This window comes from Paenibacillus sp. N3/727, assembly GCF_022637315.1.
Classification (GTDB): Bacteria; Bacillota; Bacilli; order Paenibacillales; family Paenibacillaceae; genus Paenibacillus_AQ; species Paenibacillus_AQ uliginis.
This window is the reverse complement of record NZ_CP093336.1, coordinates 2,543,152-2,559,296: the sequence shown is the minus strand read 5'-3', so window position 1 is coordinate 2,559,296 and position 16,145 is coordinate 2,543,152. Positions and strand designations below refer to the sequence as shown.

Sequence of the window (16,145 nt, the reverse complement as noted above, 5' to 3'; positions counted from 1 at the left end):
AAAGAGGAGTCTACAGCTGTTTAACGAACTGATAACCCGCTTTTTCAAATCCAATATGTTCAAAAAATGCATGTGCCGGGGCTAAGCCTTCCCGGTTGCCGCTTGTGAGAAACAAGAGGTCGCTTCCTTGCTGTTTTCCCCATGTCTCTGCTCCGCGTACCAATCGTTTGCCGATTCCTTGGCTGCGGCAGCTTGAGGTTACAATCAACGAAGTGATTTGAGTGACCGGTTCGGTCCTTACGAAAGATTTGACTTGACGAAGCATCATCATACCAACTACCTTGCCATCAAGCTCTGCAATCATGTTACAGTGCAGCGGGTTGCATGCCATCGTCTCCATCCGTTCACGCATAACATTCAGCGTAGTCGGATAATTTAATTCACGCAACAGAGACGTGACAGATTCCAAATCTTTCTTCTCAAACGTTCGAACCAGCAGTGCAGGCGCAGATAAGACGCTTTCCATGCTCATTATACCCTCATGCTTCCCTTCTTCTATGATTTCAACTCCACTCTATCTATTTTCGTAGTTTCTGAAGAAGATTGCAAGAGTTGAACGACAAAATTCTCCTTAATCAGTCAGGTTTCTTCTCCCGAATTTTACAAAAACTTGTATTGGGCTTCAATCAGCCCGTAATAAGTTCCCTGTATTTTCATAAGTTGGCTATGATTCCCTTCTTCAATTACGCGCCCGTGGTCCAAAACAACGATATGGTCGGCATGACGAATCGTGGACAGTCGGTGTGCGACAATAAAGGATGTTCGGTCTTTCAAAAGCACCTTCAGCGCATCCTGGATTTTAAGTTCCGTCTCCGTATCTATGGATGCGGTCGCTTCGTCCAGAATGAGAATCCGGGGATCTGCAAGAAGTGCTCTGGCGAATGAGAGCAGCTGTCGTTGCCCCATGGACAACATATTACCACGCTCTTCAACTTCAGTATCGTATCCACCCGGCATATTCACGATAAAATCGTGGGCATCTACGGCTTTGGCTACCGCTTCAATTTCTTCGTCCGTTGCATCCAGCCGCCCAAAACGAATATTATCCCGAATCGTTCCCGAGAAGATGAACGTATCCTGAAGGACTACGCCAATCTGGTTGCGCAGACTTTCTACCGTCACCTTGCGAATATCATGGCCATCGATCGTAATATCGCCATCGGTTATATCATAGAACCGGCTGAGCAAGTTGATTATAGTACTCTTACCCGAGCCGGTATGACCGACCAACGCAATTGACTGTCCGGCTTTAACGTCCAGATTGATCCCTTTTAACGCCTGACGGCCCTTTTCGTATTCAAATACAACGTTTTGCAGTTTGATGTCACCTTTAATTTTTGGCAGCTTTTGCGCACCCGCTGCGTCATCAATGCTAGGCTTCTCGTCAATAAACTCAAAAATTCGTTCTGAGGAAGCCATTGCCACCAGAAGCTGGTTATACATCATCCCCAGACGGTTGATCGGCTCCCAGAAGTTTCCGACGTAGTTGGAGAACGCAATAAGTAGACCTATCGTCAGCTCCCCGCTCTGAATCAAACTTGCCCCCAGCCAGAACAAGATCAACGTACCAACACCGCCCGTAATTTCAATTAACGGACCGAAGGCTTGGTTCATCGCGGACGCTTTATCCCACGATTTTTTGCTGTCCATGTTCATGTGGTCGAAGAATTTCATGTTCTCTTCTTCCTGTGTGTAAGCTTGGGTTACCCGAATTCCTTGGATCGACTCGTTCAAGTGGGAGTTGATCCGCGAGTTTTTCGTGCGGACATCCTGCCACGCCCGGCGGATTCGGACCCGTAGGGTCGTAGAGATGAAGAACATGACCGGTACCGTCACGATAACGGCAAGACCTAGCTTCCAGTTGATCGCAAGCAGGATAATGACGATCCCGACGAGTTGAACGCAGTCAATTAGCAGGTTAACCACACCGTTCGTGAACAGGTCCTGCAGGGAATTGACGTCATTGGTTACCCGTACCAGAACGGAGCCTGCCGGACGTTTGTCAAAAAAGTTAAATGACAAGCGCTGAATGTGTTGGAACAGGTCTGTCCGCAGGTCATAAATAACCCGCTGGCCAATAATGTTTGTGTATTTTATCCGGAAAATACCCGTGATGTACTGGATGATATAGAGCACCAGGACAGCAATCGTAATCTTATACAGTAGATTGAGGTTCGGGCTGCCGGACTCCGGCGCAATGGCCTTGTCGATCGCCGTACCCGTTAAATAAGGTACGGTCAGCTTCGTTACGGTACCGATGATCATAAGCACGATGATCAGCGGCACCATTTGTTTGGCATACGGCTTCATATAGGATATGAGCCGCGTCAGCTGTTTCCAGTTAAATTGCTTTTCAATCGCTTCGTCATCCTGATACACAAACCGCTCGCCCGTTACTCCCTTTGCTTTTCCACCCTGTGGAGCCTTCTGTTTCGGTTTTCTCTCCATATTTAATTCCGCACTCATGCCTGCACCTGCCCTTCCACGTTGCCCGAAGCAGCACGGCGGGCAATCAGGTCAGCGTATTGAATTTTGTAAACATCCTGATAAGGACCCTCTTCCATGATCAATTCATCATGTTTACCGCGCTGCACAACACGGCCTTCATCGAGAACTAGAATTTCATCCGCATGCCTTAGAGACGAAATCCGGTGAGCGATAATAAACGTCGTACGCCCGTTCATAACCTCCTGGAAACCGGACTGGATTTCGTGCTCGGTTTCCATGTCGACCGCACTGGTCGCATCGTCCAAGATTAGTATTTTCGGATCTTTCAGCAGCGCTCGCGCGATGGCGATCCGTTGCTTTTGTCCGCCGGAGAGCCCCATGCCGCGTTCACCGACGATCGTATCGTAGCCATGCTCCATCTCCATAATGAAATCATGGGCTTTGGCCAGTTTTGCAGCTCGGATAATGTCATCCATAGACACATCCTTCATACCGTATGCAATGTTGTTGCGGATACTTGAGGAGAACAGGAACGTCTCCTGGAACACCGTGGCAACCTGGCTGCGCAGGCTGCGGATTTTAATATCCTTAATATTGACACCATCCAGCGTGATACTGCCAGAATTCACATTATAAGCATGCATCAGCAGCTGTATGATCGTCGATTTACCGGAACCTGTACCGCCCAACAGACCGATAACCGAGCCCGGTGGCGCGTTCAAATTAATGTTTTTAACAGCAGCCATCTTGTTGCCGTAAGCAAATGTTACGCTATCAAAAACGACATGCCCCTTCACTTGGGACGGGTCTAATGTGACGGCATCTTCCCGATCTTCGACATCAATCGGTTGGTTCAGCAGTTCCAATACGCGCTCACCGGATGCCTTCGATTGCGTGTAGTTGTTGATATGGAATCCGATGCTCCACATCGGTCCGATAATGTACCAGATCAAGCTGAAAAAAGCGACCAGTTGACCTAATGTGAGCTCTTCGTTTATAACCATAATCCCGCCTGCCAGCAGCAGGATAACAACGCTGATGTTAGCGAACAACTCCATCAACGGGAAGAAGCGTGCCCATAGAGTCGCGGCAAAAATCTGATTGGATTTGTACCGCTCGTTTCGTCCGGAAAACTTCTCTACTTCATGCGGTTCGCGGGCGAACGATTTGACGGTACGTACGCCTGTAATATTCTCCTGAACCGACGTTGTGAGCGAGCTCAACGCGAGCCGCATTTCCTGGAAAGCCGGATGGATTTTGGATTCGAACTTTAGCGCTGTTACTACGAGAAACGGCATACATACTAGTGTAATCAGAGTCAGCTTCCAACTGATGGAGAGCATCATCGCCGATCCGAAAGCGACCATCAGCACAACGTTCAAAATCTGGGCAAAACCGAAGCCGATAAATTGCCGGATCGCTTCGAGGTCACCCGTTAAACGGGACATTAGATCTCCGGTACGAGCGGTGTCATAATAACGGAAAGACAGGAACTGCAGCTTTTCGTAGCAGGCATTCCGCATTTTATAAGCCAAAAAGTTACCGAGTCGTCCTCCGAAAAATCCATGTAAAAACTGTAAGAAAGCTTTGAGTGTTACTACCCCTACGACCGTTAGGGCTAGCTGTGGTACGAGACTGAAATTTTTCGGCTTGATTGCATCATCAATCAGCCGCTGCAGCAGGTGCGGGTACACGAGGCCAAGTGCGGTCGCCATCGCCAAACACAGTATGGAAAGAAAGAGATAGCTTCGTTTCTCCCAGAAGAAGACCTGCAGTTGCCTGAGAACATTCATGTTTTTCCTCCCTTAAATTTACGATCAGTTATGTAGCATTTATGAAGTTTATCATCGACCTGTTAAGGCGGCAAAGAGAATAAACCGTCATAAATCAGCCAATGCGTCCTTAACTAGGCATTTAGTGCAACTTTTCATACGTTCATAATTAAATAGTCAGAAATTCTCGTTAATCCTGACGATATGGAAACGGCTTCTTTTTTACATATCAGAACACGAAAAAACAGTCATTTTTTAGTTTTTTACAGCTCGTATTTCTTACTTTTTATGTTAATAAGAGACTAGTGACCACCTTGGTGCATCACCACCATCTGCAAACCCATACATTAAAAGGGAACCCGAAAAAAATCCGGATTCCCTTTTGACATTGTTTTTCTATTTGCCGACTTTTGGCAACCTCTGTTCCAACTCCAAAAGACGTTCAGAGAGATTACGCCACATATCAGGTGATTGTCCGTCCTGCAAGGACACAACCATCGCTTTGACGGATTCCTCCAGTTGTTCTTGTAGCACATTAGAATGCATTTCAAGTGATTGCTTAATTTCCTCCGCGTAGTGGGCTGCAAGAAGGATTTCACGCTGTTTGACTACGGTAGCTGCCGCGTCCTTGACTTTCGGTTCAGCCGCTTCACGTAATTTCTGGCTTCCGTGTCCTTCGAAAAAATGTTTCGGATTCTTGAAGTGAGACCAGTATGAAAGCCAGCTCCCTTCCACAATCAGCTTGGTCTCTTCCAACTCAGGAGTTGACCACTCCCTGTCCTGACGCAAGGAGAGTTCCAAACCTTCTGTCAGACTGCTGATTTCATGCAGTGTGTGCCGGGCAGCTTCTTCCGCTAATACACGACCCTTTTGCTCCAGTCGCAGGGTGGTCGCCCAAAACTCTTGATCAAGCTCTACAGACAGCGTACGCTGCAGATCCCGGCCGCATGCGGCAAATGCAGATTTCAAGTTTCCGGCATCTTCCCTGAGTACAGAAGGATGAAATGCTTCTTGAAAAAATCTCCCCAGCGCATAATCCAGCCGCTGACGGACATGAAAGAGCAGCTCTCCACATTCCTGAGCAATTTCCCGCGACATATCTATTGATTTTAAGGTGTTGAAATATTCCAGCGCCTTTACACCTACTAATTCAAGACCTTCGATCCGGCGGCTGCGCGTATCTTCATCCTGCTCGGCAAGCTCAGCCCAGGCTTCAGCCCGCCGTCTTGCAGATGATATTTCGTCATAACCTGCCCGCAGCGATAACCCTGGCAGGTCTTCCAGTGCGAATCGGTCCAGCGATTTCTCAAATGGCATAAAACCGGATGCATGCAGCTCTTCTTCATTCTCGCTAAACTTACCTCTTAAAGCTAACAGGCTGGACACAGGGAAAATATGTGGACTGCTAACACCGCTGGTAACCAAATTGCTGCGGACGTGGGCGACCACTTCATCCAGCTCTTCAGGGGAAGAAGCCAAGTCGGCGGCATTGACCACAAAAAACATTTTATCTAACGAAAAGCTGTCCTTCACCCGTCCAAGCTGAGACAGAAACTGCCTATCAGCTTTAGAGAAGGCATGGTTGTAATACGTAACATATACAATCGCATCTGCATTCTTAATATAGCTGAAAGTTACCCCCGTATGACGGGCATGGAGTGAATCCGCTCCCGGTGTATCGACCAGCACGATTCCCTGCTCTGTGAGCGGACAGCTGTAATATAGATCAATACCGTCGACATAACATGATTTCGTCTCGTCAGCTACAAAGCCACGGTACTCTTCCATGCCAACGGACTCAGTCGTACCGAGTTTACCGTTCATACCATCCCACCCGGCCGCTGCGGCTTTTAAGAAACCGTAATGTGGCAGACCGGCAGGATGGACACCTTCTGGCGTCAGTCCTTCCGCCGTCTTTCTCCAGCTATCCTGATCCGGCTCCGGTAAACCGAGCACACTGAAGGAATATTTGAGGTCATCCCACCAGCTCTCTCTCGTCTTCATGCGCACAGCGGCAGTCCCGTGAGGATGCTCAGCTGTCGGAACGACAATCCGGTTCACCGCAGCTGTCGTTGGATGCGGTGACACTGGCAAAACCGATTCGCCGAGCAGCGCGTTGGCGAAAGAAGACTTACCTGCGCTGAACGCCCCGAACAGCGCCAGCGTGAACGAGCCGCCCGCGAGCGCATCCGCACGAGCGGTCAAATCCCACGCGGGCGAGGCCAGCGCGGGATACGGCGCCAGCAGCGCCGCCGCGGCCCGCAGCTCCGCTGCCGCGGCTTCCAGCCGCTGGCGCCGGCCACCGCCCGCGCCCTGCGGCGCGCTGCGCTGGGGCGCAGGGCCGCCGTTCCCCTGCTGCGCAGTAGGGGAACCCGCGCTGGCTGCGGCCTTCGGCAGCGCAGCCGGCTCCCTCACCTCAGGCAGGAGGCCGGGGGTGAGGGAGGTAAGCTGCGGCACGAGCTGTGCCGCAGCCAGTGCACGGTCAGCTTCCGCACGCTGCAAAGCAGCGTAGCGGGCGGAAGCTGACGATTGCGCCAGTAGCTCCGCGTGCTGGCGCTCCAGCGCCTCCAGGCGGACGGCGGTGTCGTCCACCGCCAGAGCCCGCAGCCGGTCGGCGAGCTCCGACACGGCGCGGCGATAGCTGTCCTTGATTTCCTCGGACAGCAACTTGCAGTAATTGAGCACGTACTCACCAGAAATGACTGCCTCTGGATTGACTGTGCTGGTGATACGATCCTTAGAGAGAGTCGGAAGGAGGTCATCCACCACCCCTTCCCATTTCTTATTCCATGGTTCAAATCGTTCCACAAAGGATCTGAACAAATTTCGAGCGTGCCAATCCACTTGGGCTGTTACTTGTTCTGTCAGCCGCTGATGGAACACCTCAAGCCTTTTTGCCCGTTCCTCCTCCGTTTTCGCAGAGGCGAACAGAAATCCTTTTTTAAACCCGCGCTGGCGGCTCTCCAAAAAGGACAGCGCCAAATCCCGAATATTTGCTGGTGTCAGATTGGCATTCGCAAACAGATGATCTCCTTCACGACGGAGCTCGGCTCTCACCTCGTCCGGAAGCTGGCTGAGCGTATTTTGTTCTTGTTCCAATTCTCTCACTCGGGCATGTAAAGCCGCGGCGACTGCTTCTCCTCCCATTTCATCCAGCAGCTGTTCTTTCTCTTCCTGATGACTCCGAACATATGCTTCTGCATGATGATCTGCAGCATGACGTGCGGAGCATGCCACACTATAATCCAGCAGCGCTTCCCGGCTGACGAGCAGCTTGCCTATAACGGTCTTCAACTCATTCCACTGATTGTAAGGATGGTCCCACACTTTCAAAGAAACGCACATCAGTCCGCTATAACGGACCTTCCACTGGGCAAATGCCTTTTTTACATCATCTAAATAAGACGATAATGACAGTTCCTCATCGCGATGTTTGTCAATCTGATTCACGATTAAATACAACGGTTTGCCCCAATCCGACAAACTTTTCGCAAACAATAGATTACTTTCGGACTGCACATGATTGTAATCCATCACATAAAAAACAACATCCGCCATATGAAGAGCCGAATGAGTCGCCTGCCGGTGTCCGTCATCCGTGGAATCAACACCAGGTGTATCCATCAACACTCCGTGACCGCCCAGAATTGAAATGTCATCCCATACTTCGATCGCGGAATACTCCCCGCCTTCTTTACAGTAAGCTGCTAGCTCCTCCGTACTCACATTCAGCGTTTCACCCAGACCGCCGTCCGGACGATGAATGACAGCCTTGGAAGCACCATTTCGGATCGTAACCACATTAGCACTCGTCGGAACGGGGCCTGATGGAAGCACCTTTTTACCGCACAGTGCATTGATCATACTTGATTTACCCGCCGAGAAATGCCCACAAAATGCAAGTGTCAGTTCACCAGTAGCCTGTTTGCGTATTAAATCTTCAATCAGAGCCGCGGACGACTCATCATTCCATTCCACAAAACGATCTCGGACAGCCTCTAACCCGCTGGTGCTGTATCCGGTTTCATGTTCAGTCATTACTTTCAATGTCATCCTCGCTCCTGTCCATCTTTTCTATTAAGAGGTTGTTCAAAAAGTCCGCTTTTGATCACGAAGTGATTCAGGAAGTAACTCGGTGTCGAATCTTGAATTCAGCCGGGCCTTCCGGTGCTCACGTAGGTTCTACCTACGCTCCGCTCCTCAATCCCTAGCTTCATCCAACTCAAGCGTTTTGAAAAAACGCACATCGGAAGCATATGCTTCGGTGCTGAAAATCTGACTTTTTGAACTCGTACTATAATGAATGTCACATATTCTCAGATCATTTTATTGTATCACCACCCGGCCTGTAAAGAAATCACCATTCTGCCGAACAACTAAGTAGAAACGGCTTTGCCGTCCATTAAAGACGTGGCCGTTTCTGCGAGAAAGGAGGTGTCCTAAAAGATCCGTTGAACTGGGACACCTCGATTGCCTGTTGTAAGGCGCTACGTGCATACATCCACTGTAAAAAAAACCGTTCTTTAGTAAAAGGGAGTTACCACACAACCACTTACGAAAAGGACGGTTTTCTTTGTACATTCCATATACCATGGACCAACTCTGTATACCAATGGACTTGGAAGTAGCATTCTGTTAAATCATTTTGGCTGACTAAAGTCATTATTTATGCGTACACCCAGCCATTTACTCCTCACGGAAAATCGCCAAGGCGGTTCGCGAAAATGTCATGTTCATGTGGATTGTAGAAAGACAACGACCGGATTTCCGTACTATTAACCGATTCCGTTCTGAGCGAATGAAGACGGTACTCAAAACTGCCTTCACTGCAGTATTGATGCGGATGAAAGAAGATTATATGCGAAACGGTCAGCTAAGCCTGGTTACAATGTACAGGTCGGTACGGAACATCAATTCATTATCGGTTATAGCCTTCATCAACGTCCCACGGATACACACGTTGCTTGAAACCACATCTAGAGAAGGTGAAAACAGCTCCATGTAAGCTGCCAGGAACGGTCATTTCAGATGCAGATATGGTGGCGAAGAGAACTACGCCTACTTGGAAAGTGAGCTATCCCTCAAGCGAAATCACCATTCTGCCGAACAAAAAAAAACGGCCCCTTTCGGGACCGATCTCTTGAATGTTACGTATGGTTTATTACAAGGCTGCGCTCTCTGCTCCCGGAATCAGAATTTCAAAGACATTGCCATGCTGCAGGATGGTCAAACCTCTTGATTTATCACGCATAACAACAACCTCAGGTTTCTGGGACATCCGTTCCAAATAATGCTCTGGAGCTTCTCCCGAGTTGCTGAATGTTACGCCTTCCACTTCTTTTTCTTCGTTTTCTTCCAGTTGGCTCTCTACCACTTGCTCAAAAATATCGGAAAACAATTCAAAGTTATCCGTGTACACCGAGATGCATTTCATGTTTGATCCCATCCTCTTTCTTCTTGTCTATTTCTTGCTCGTTGCGGTCTGTTCCTTATTCTTCCTGACCTTGGACGTTTTCATACGCTTCTTCCCTTCACGACATACGTCGAGAAGCGGACATACCTGGCATTGCGGATTTTGGGCTTTGCAGTGATACCTGCCGAAGAAAATAAGCCTGTGATGAGTTAAGGTCCACTCTTCACGCGGTATTCGTTTCATCAGCTTCTTCTCCACTTCAAGTACACTGTCATCCCAGCCGACAAGGCCAAGACGCTTTGACACACGCTCTACATGGGTGTCCACTGCAATGGCAGGTACGCCAAAAGCGTTTGAAACGACCACATTCGCGGTTTTTCGTCCGACACCTGGAAGCTTCACCAACTCATCATGGGCTTCAGGCACGTCACCACCATACTGTTCAATCAATATCCGGCACAGATTGTGGATGTGCTTCGCCTTGTTACGGTATAACCCAATCCGCCGGATATCTTGTTCCAGTTCCTCAATCGATACCGAAACATAATCCTGCGGTGTTTTATATTTATGAAACAGATCCTTCGTCACCTTGTTAACTGTCGCATCCAAACACTGAGCCGACAACAAAACAGCAATCGTCAGTTCAAATGCATTCTCATGAAGCAATTCGCAATGAGCATCCGGAAACATGTTTTCCATCGTATCAAGTATATGCCGTACCGTAGCCGAGTTCATTTCAGGTCCCTCCCGCAAAAAAAAAGTCTTGATGCGACAAAGCCCCGCATCAAGACGGTGTTTCTCGTGTATTTCCAAAGTGATAACTATTGTTTCACGATCTCTACAACGGCTCCGTTGTTGAAATACAGTACAATATTATCATTTTCTTTAAGGGATTGCACGGACAAGTTCTGATCTCCTTGATGAACATATAAATTCGAAGCCGCTGGGAAACGATAATTTTCCGTAGTATTCTTACGTTTTACAAAAACATCACCGTTTTCATATCGCCAGTAAGAACGGCTAATGGTATCCAGAACTTTTACAATGGTTGTTCCGTCAACATCCTTACGGATTTCTACACGATCATTGACAGGAATACTGTTCAAATTCGTGGAAATTACGCCTCCGCGATTAATTTTCACTTTACCAGCAGTATCAATCGTCTGGTTGGTACCATTGAAATCCTTGATGGTCAGCTTGTTCCCTGCTGAATCCACATTCGTAATCTGACCGAGTGTCAGTTTAACGGTCTGTACTGCTGTTGGCGTTGTTCCGACAAAGCTGACATTGATCAGTGTTCCCGGACGAAGATCACTTACACGAATGCTATGCCCGTTCTCATCCGTAAGTATTACTTTATCTGCGTAAAATTCGCTCGTAATCCCTTCGTTTTTGACCCTTATTCGGTTCAAAGTCGGCTCAGTGGATATGATCTCAAATTGGAGTGAAGATTTCATCTTCAGGCTGGACAAACTATCCTGGCTATTGGTTAGTTGTGCAGACACCTCATCACCGATTTTAATATCGGACATGGAAGCAACCGGTTTTCCATAGAGCTCCACTCTTGGAATGCTATAAGGAATGTTGATGTTTTGTCCACCATCCGTCTGAATCGTCAGAATTCTGGTTGCAGCGTTAATCGCTATAACTTTACCTTCGTATTTGTAGACCACTTCCAGCGATATAGCGCGATTACCGATATAACTTACATCAACTTTGCGTCCTGGTTCCAAAAGTCTTTCAATGGAGGCTAATGTGACTCCGGCAGAGGAATCAAACTTGGTTTTTTCATCCAAAACAATAACTCTAGGCAGGCTCTTATCATCACTAACCGTCAACCAACGCTTTTTGGTATCATAAGAAACGATAGTTGCAGCGTTAATGCGGTCCGTTTGACGTCCCACCACTTGAATTTTGGAAACCTTATCTTCCCCATTGATCGTAAGCTCGATTTTATCACCTGAGGTCGCATCCGCGATAAGATCATCAAGAGTCGGCTTAGCCATTCCGTTGATTATAATCTCGGGCTTTTCAACCATAAACTTCGTTTCCAGCTGACTGCTGTTGTTTCGTTTATACGTAATGGTTTTGCCATTGCTCTCGACGTTATAAAGCATACCTGCAACCGTATGGTCAACACTTTGACTTAACTCTATCTTCTGCAGAATGCTGTTCTTTACGGTATAAGTTACAACAGATCCTGCTTTTAACTCTGAAGGACTCATCAATTGGTTTTGATATTGAATCAAAGTTCCGTCATCCCACTTAAATGTATCGACAGTGTTATTGGACCCGTCTTTAATGGATATCGTCTTGTTAACGGTATCTACAGCTTGTACAGCTCCTGTAGCTGTTTTATTGACGAGACCGTTTTTCACACGAATCGCTACAACACGTTTTTGCGGACTGAAGGTTTCGCGCTCGACAGTCACTACACTACCGGAAGCCATCGTACTCGGATCGATTTTGTTACCATTCTGATCCAGGAACAACGTATTGGCATCGTATGACAATTCTTCAAACGTGTTGTTGGAATCAAACCAGATCACATTGTTTGGTGACAATCGGGCATAAATTCGTTCAAACGATTCTACTTTCTGTGTTGGATCAATAATTTCAACATAATCCGCTTTATTGTTCTTACCGATAACCATAACTTTGGTGTACGGTTTGATATCAGAGACAGACAACCTTTTGGCCGAATCTTTTTCAAAATAGGCTGTTGATCCGTCAAGAGTAAACGTGCTTGGCTTTCCATCAATATAAATTTCAAGCTTTCCGCTGTCTACAGTTGAAACATAGCCTTCATATTGATTGTCATAATTAACATCGATATGTGCTTGCGCACGGCTTAAAAAAGTTGCCAACTGGGCACGGGTTACCGCACCCTGGGGATCAAATTTATTAGCGCTGACGCCTTGTGCCAGTCCGAGATCGACAGCTACACTGACATAGCCAATCCGGTCTGGAGAAATTTTGGCGTTATCCGCAAAACCCGTCGATTTGTTCATCGCTGCATTCGCATCGGACGTTCGTCCAATGGATCGTACCAAAACTTCCAGAACCCATTCGCGGGTCGCTTTTTTCGCACCCCAGGTAACTTTGGTGTCCGAATAGCCGGATTCCTTTTTCTTGTCGAGCAGGTTTTGCTGAAGCGCCAATTTCACGTACGGAACTGCATAACTACTTACGTTCATATTTGTCGGTAATGCCGTAGACGTGCCGGTGCTGTCATTCACCTGTTTATTTAAGAAACGGATCGCCATCGTAACAGCTTCCTGCTGGGTCACAGGATCGTTCGGACGGAATTTGCCGTTCTCTCCTCGAACAATTCCCTGTGCCGCCAATTGATAAATATACTTTTCTCCCCAATAACCTGATGTTACGTCACTAAAGACACTGGATGTGGAAGCATTAACACCCACTGTCACTGCCGACGCTTGTTCCGCTGCAACCGTGGAAGCTCCTGCTCCCATTACCATGAGTCCGGCCATGACGGCGGAGACCACTTTTTTGGAATGATATTGTTTGTTTTGTCTAGATACCATTTTGTTTCCCCTCTCCTAACTGCTGTTTCCTCAACATTACTTTATTCGACAGCAGATCGTGATCTCCTTCAAACCGTCATCACCGAGTTTCAGGATTTTCTAATTCTACATGCCCCATCAGGCTCTCTACCTGTTTACCGTCAACGAGCAATTGAAGCGATTTTACTTCTTCAAATTGAAAAAAAGTTTTTTTGAGAGCATCAACAGCGAATAATTCTCCTCCAGAACCTAACCTGGCTTCATCCGGAATGTGAAGATCAAGCGTCAATTTCCCGTCCTCGAATGTTGATGAGTTCAGCTCAGCCTTTTCCCATAATGAAACCATTTCAGCGCTGTCGCTCTTTTTCAACGCTTCAAATGTGGCTTCATACTTCTCGCTAGATTTCTTCAACATGATTTTTGAAGAACCCTTCTGCAGCTCCAGAAGCTCCGGATCGGTATAATATACCGTAATCGTTTCTGTTGTTTCTTCCGGCGTTTGGCTGCTGCCGCCAGCTCCATTCGTCGATCCCGTTTGTTCCGATGTGTTACCAGGAGCAGCTCCTGGCTTTTGTCCGCAACCAGCCCCAAGCACCATAACCGCCGCCAGCAATCCAACGGACCATATTTTCTTGTTCATGTGCCCACCTCCTGAAATCATCTGTATCCATTATTTAACTTTCAAATACTCCTTCAATCCGACTACTATAGACTCAGCCACCGCGTTTTGAAAGTTTGTGTTGAACAGCTTGCTTTCATCATTTGTGTTACTTAGAAAGCCAACCTCAAGCAAGACAGCCGGCATGTTGGTTTCACGAATAACATGGAAATTGCCGTTTTTAACACCGCGGTCCTTGAGCCCCGTAGCTCCGATTATATGTTTGTGTAAGACATTAGCCAGCGATTTGCTAGCCTCTCTCTGGTAATAAGTCTCTGTACCTGTTGCTGCAGAAGGCCCGCTGTTCGCATGAATGGATACAAAGGCATCCGCCTTCAAATCGTTAGCGATTTTAACCCGATCCTTCAATTCAAGGAAAGTATCATTACTTCGTGTCAATACGACATCGATGTTCTGCTCTTTTTCCAGCAGCTTTCCTACTTTCAAAGCAAGAGCCAGAGTAAAGTCTTTTTCTTTCTTTTGGGTTACACCGATAGCTCCCGGGTCATGAGCACCGTGTCCAGCATCGATGACTACCAGTTTTTTGCCTCCGGTACCTGGATCTGGTCCAGGTACTGTGGAAGTATTAAGATCCACTATGAACAAGCTCGAACCGCTCTCCGTCCCCTGAAGTGTATAATTTTTCGCATAATTAAGATCAATTACAATCCGTACAGTGGAAGGATTACTGTTGTACAGCGAATATCTGACCTTCTTTACGTCTGGATAACCGGTAACGATTAGTTCTCCGTTCAAGTTAGCATTGATACTGTTGTTGCTGCTGAACGATTCGGAAAATTTCGCATTTTCAACGTCAATTACAATCCGATCAGGACTGCTCAACTTCGAGACTTTAGGCTTCACGTTGCCCGATACAGCTACCATCAGACGATTATCACTAAAGCTGATACCGTTCACGGTGGATAACTTACCATCTTCACCGCCCCCAGTTGTCGGGGTAATAAGATATACTGCTTTCTTTTGATTATCCCATTTGACGTTTAAGCCCATCTGTTCACTGACAAAACGGATGGGTACAATCGTCGTGCCGCCACGCAAAATCGGAGCCTTTGTCATCTCTGTACGCTGACCATTAATCATCGCATACTTATTGCCGATGACCATCTCAACCGTTTTTCCGCTTTCTTTGACGGTAACCGTTTGAGTCGATTTATTCCAACCTACAGAGTAACCTAAGTTCTCGGAAATCACGCGGATCGGTACCATAACCGTCCCGCTGATATTTTCCACTTTCACGTTTGAGGACAAGCTCAACTCATTACCGTCAAGATAGATCTTGGCGCTATATGAACTAGCATCCGCCCCCTTAGGAAAAGCCACCATAATGACAAACAGAAACAATAAAAAACCGAACTTCTTCATCCTTCACCCCTACCATCCTATTATTTTGCCATAGATTGGCGTTTCTGCAACTCGGCCTGTCCGACATTACCTGACAAACTATAGACGCGCCCAGTTTCTGAAAGTTGCGAAAATATACCCTTTTTACCAAAAAAACTCCTATTTCTTAAAAAGAAATAGGAGTTTAGTCTTTCATAAATATGAAATTATTAATAATTCCTAATGCAAAAGCATTAATTACGAGTCATAGGCTGATCCAACAGTACATGTCCCATAAGACTTTCGACTTTCTTTCCATCAACCAACAGCTGAATCGATTTCACCTCTTCAAACTGAAAGAACGTATTTCTTAAGGCTTCAATAGCAAACAATTCTCCACCAGATCCTAGATTCGCCTCATCTGGCTTCACGATGTCCAGTGTCAAAGCTCCCTGATCAAACTTCACGGATGTCAACTTGATTGAATCACGCCATAATGGCACCAGCTGATCATCTCCGCTATTTTGTAGCCCTTCAAATGCTTTAACATATTTATTCTCTTCATCAGTGAACGTAATTTCGCGAGAAGCTTTTTTCAGATCCAGTAGCTCCGGATCCGTATAATAGAGCTCAATCGTAGCCTTCTTCTCCTGAGGGGCAGTATCTTTATTACCCGCCGGACTTCCTTGAGTTCCGGTATCAGTCGAGCCTCCTTGAGTTCCGGTATTTTGCTTCTCAGCCGACTCTCCTTGAGTCCCACCAGTACTTCCTGTAGGCTGCTCATTCTCATTATTTTCGTTAGGTGGTACCTCTTTATTAACCGTCTCTGGAGCTTCAACTTCCCCGGACGATTGCGTATTCGGCTCACTAGGGGCCGCTGCTGGCTTCTGACCGCAACCGGTGCTAACAGCCAGGACAAGTGCCAACAGACCTGTGACTAAATACTTCCTGTTCATTGATTGTCCCCCTCTGTAGTTTAAATCTTG

The 16,145-nt window shown here is 47.2% G+C and carries 10 protein-coding genes and 1 pseudogene; 1 reads left to right on the top strand and 10 read right to left on the bottom strand.

What is annotated here, in order from left to right; translation table 11 throughout:
* Positions 1–10 precede the first annotated feature (10 nt).
* The 4 genes from MNQ98_RS11560 to MNQ98_RS11545 all read right to left on the bottom strand — a co-directional run bounded on the left by MNQ98_RS11560 (position 11) and on the right by MNQ98_RS11545 (position 8,273).
* Complete coding sequence (locus MNQ98_RS11560; RefSeq protein WP_241933294.1) at positions 11–466, bottom strand: GNAT family N-acetyltransferase; 456 nt, start codon at positions 464–466, stop codon at positions 11–13.
* A 134-nt stretch (positions 467–600) separates the two neighbouring features.
* The gene (locus tag MNQ98_RS11555) at positions 601–2,448 is read right to left on the bottom strand and encodes an ABC transporter ATP-binding protein (RefSeq protein WP_241933905.1); all 1,848 of its coding nucleotides are present in this window, start codon (positions 2,446–2,448) and stop codon (positions 601–603) included.
* Between the two features lie 14 nt (positions 2,449–2,462).
* A complete protein-coding gene (locus MNQ98_RS11550) occupies positions 2,463–4,241 on the bottom strand; it encodes an ABC transporter ATP-binding protein (protein WP_241933293.1) in 1,779 nt (592 codons plus the stop codon).
* A 375-nt stretch (positions 4,242–4,616) separates the two neighbouring features.
* Positions 4,617–8,273 (bottom strand): dynamin family protein, encoded by a 3,657-nt coding sequence (locus tag MNQ98_RS11545; RefSeq protein WP_241933292.1) that lies wholly within the window; start codon positions 8,271–8,273, stop codon positions 4,617–4,619.
* Positions 8,274–8,793: 520 nt separating this feature from the next.
* Between MNQ98_RS11545 and MNQ98_RS29845 the strand changes: the two are divergent.
* A pseudogene (locus MNQ98_RS29845) lies at positions 8,794–9,336 on the top strand (transposase); the annotation flags it as partial.
* 45 nt (positions 9,337–9,381) lie between these two features.
* On the opposite strand, the gene MNQ98_RS11535 reads toward MNQ98_RS29845, so the two are convergent.
* From MNQ98_RS11535 to MNQ98_RS11510, 6 genes are all read right to left on the bottom strand, one after another.
* Positions 9,382–9,654, bottom strand: coding sequence for an NAD/NADP transhydrogenase alpha subunit (locus tag MNQ98_RS11535; RefSeq protein WP_208914468.1), 273 nt, complete (start codon positions 9,652–9,654; stop codon positions 9,382–9,384).
* 27 nt (positions 9,655–9,681) lie between these two features.
* The gene (gene nth / locus MNQ98_RS11530) at positions 9,682–10,368 is read right to left on the bottom strand and encodes an endonuclease III (protein ID WP_241933291.1); all 687 of its coding nucleotides are present in this window, start codon (positions 10,366–10,368) and stop codon (positions 9,682–9,684) included.
* A gap of 86 nt (positions 10,369–10,454) precedes the next feature.
* Entirely contained in the window at positions 10,455–13,181 is a 2,727-nt protein-coding gene (locus MNQ98_RS11525) for an S-layer homology domain-containing protein (RefSeq protein ID WP_241933290.1), read from the bottom strand.
* A gap of 79 nt (positions 13,182–13,260) precedes the next feature.
* Complete coding sequence (locus MNQ98_RS11520) at positions 13,261–13,800, bottom strand: GerMN domain-containing protein (RefSeq protein WP_241933289.1); 540 nt, start codon at positions 13,798–13,800, stop codon at positions 13,261–13,263.
* A gap of 30 nt (positions 13,801–13,830) precedes the next feature.
* On the bottom strand, positions 13,831–15,201 hold the full coding sequence (locus MNQ98_RS11515; protein WP_241933288.1) for an N-acetylmuramoyl-L-alanine amidase family protein: 1,371 nt from the start codon (positions 15,199–15,201) through the stop codon (positions 13,831–13,833).
* 212 nt (positions 15,202–15,413) lie between these two features.
* Positions 15,414–16,115 carry a GerMN domain-containing protein gene (locus tag MNQ98_RS11510; protein WP_241933287.1) on the bottom strand — a complete coding sequence of 234 codons (702 nt, stop codon included), beginning with the start codon at positions 16,113–16,115 and terminating at the stop codon, positions 15,414–15,416.
* Positions 16,116–16,145 lie beyond the last annotated feature (30 nt).

Bases quoted from the DNA above. Each gene is read 5' to 3' on its own strand.
- MNQ98_RS11510 (WP_241933287.1), bottom strand. From the start codon at position 16,115: ATGAACAGGAAGTATTTAGTCACAGGTCTGTTGGCACTTGTCCTGGCT.
- MNQ98_RS11545 (WP_241933292.1), bottom strand. From the start codon at position 8,273: ATGACATTGAAAGTAATGACTGAACATGAAACCGGATACAGCACCAGC.
- nth (WP_241933291.1), bottom strand. From the start codon at position 10,368: ATGAACTCGGCTACGGTACGGCATATACTTGATACGATGGAAAACATG.
- MNQ98_RS11525 (WP_241933290.1), bottom strand. From the start codon at position 13,181: ATGGTATCTAGACAAAACAAACAATATCATTCCAAAAAAGTGGTCTCC.
- MNQ98_RS11520 (WP_241933289.1), bottom strand. From the start codon at position 13,800: ATGAACAAGAAAATATGGTCCGTTGGATTGCTGGCGGCGGTTATGGTG.
- MNQ98_RS11515 (WP_241933288.1), bottom strand. From the start codon at position 15,201: ATGAAGAAGTTCGGTTTTTTATTGTTTCTGTTTGTCATTATGGTGGCT.
- MNQ98_RS11535 (WP_208914468.1), bottom strand. From the start codon at position 9,654: ATGAAATGCATCTCGGTGTACACGGATAACTTTGAATTGTTTTCCGAT.
- MNQ98_RS11555 (WP_241933905.1), bottom strand. From the start codon at position 2,448: ATGGAGAGAAAACCGAAACAGAAGGCTCCACAGGGTGGAAAAGCAAAG.
- MNQ98_RS11560 (WP_241933294.1), bottom strand. From the start codon at position 466: ATGGAAAGCGTCTTATCTGCGCCTGCACTGCTGGTTCGAACGTTTGAG.
- MNQ98_RS11550 (WP_241933293.1), bottom strand. From the start codon at position 4,241: ATGAATGTTCTCAGGCAACTGCAGGTCTTCTTCTGGGAGAAACGAAGC.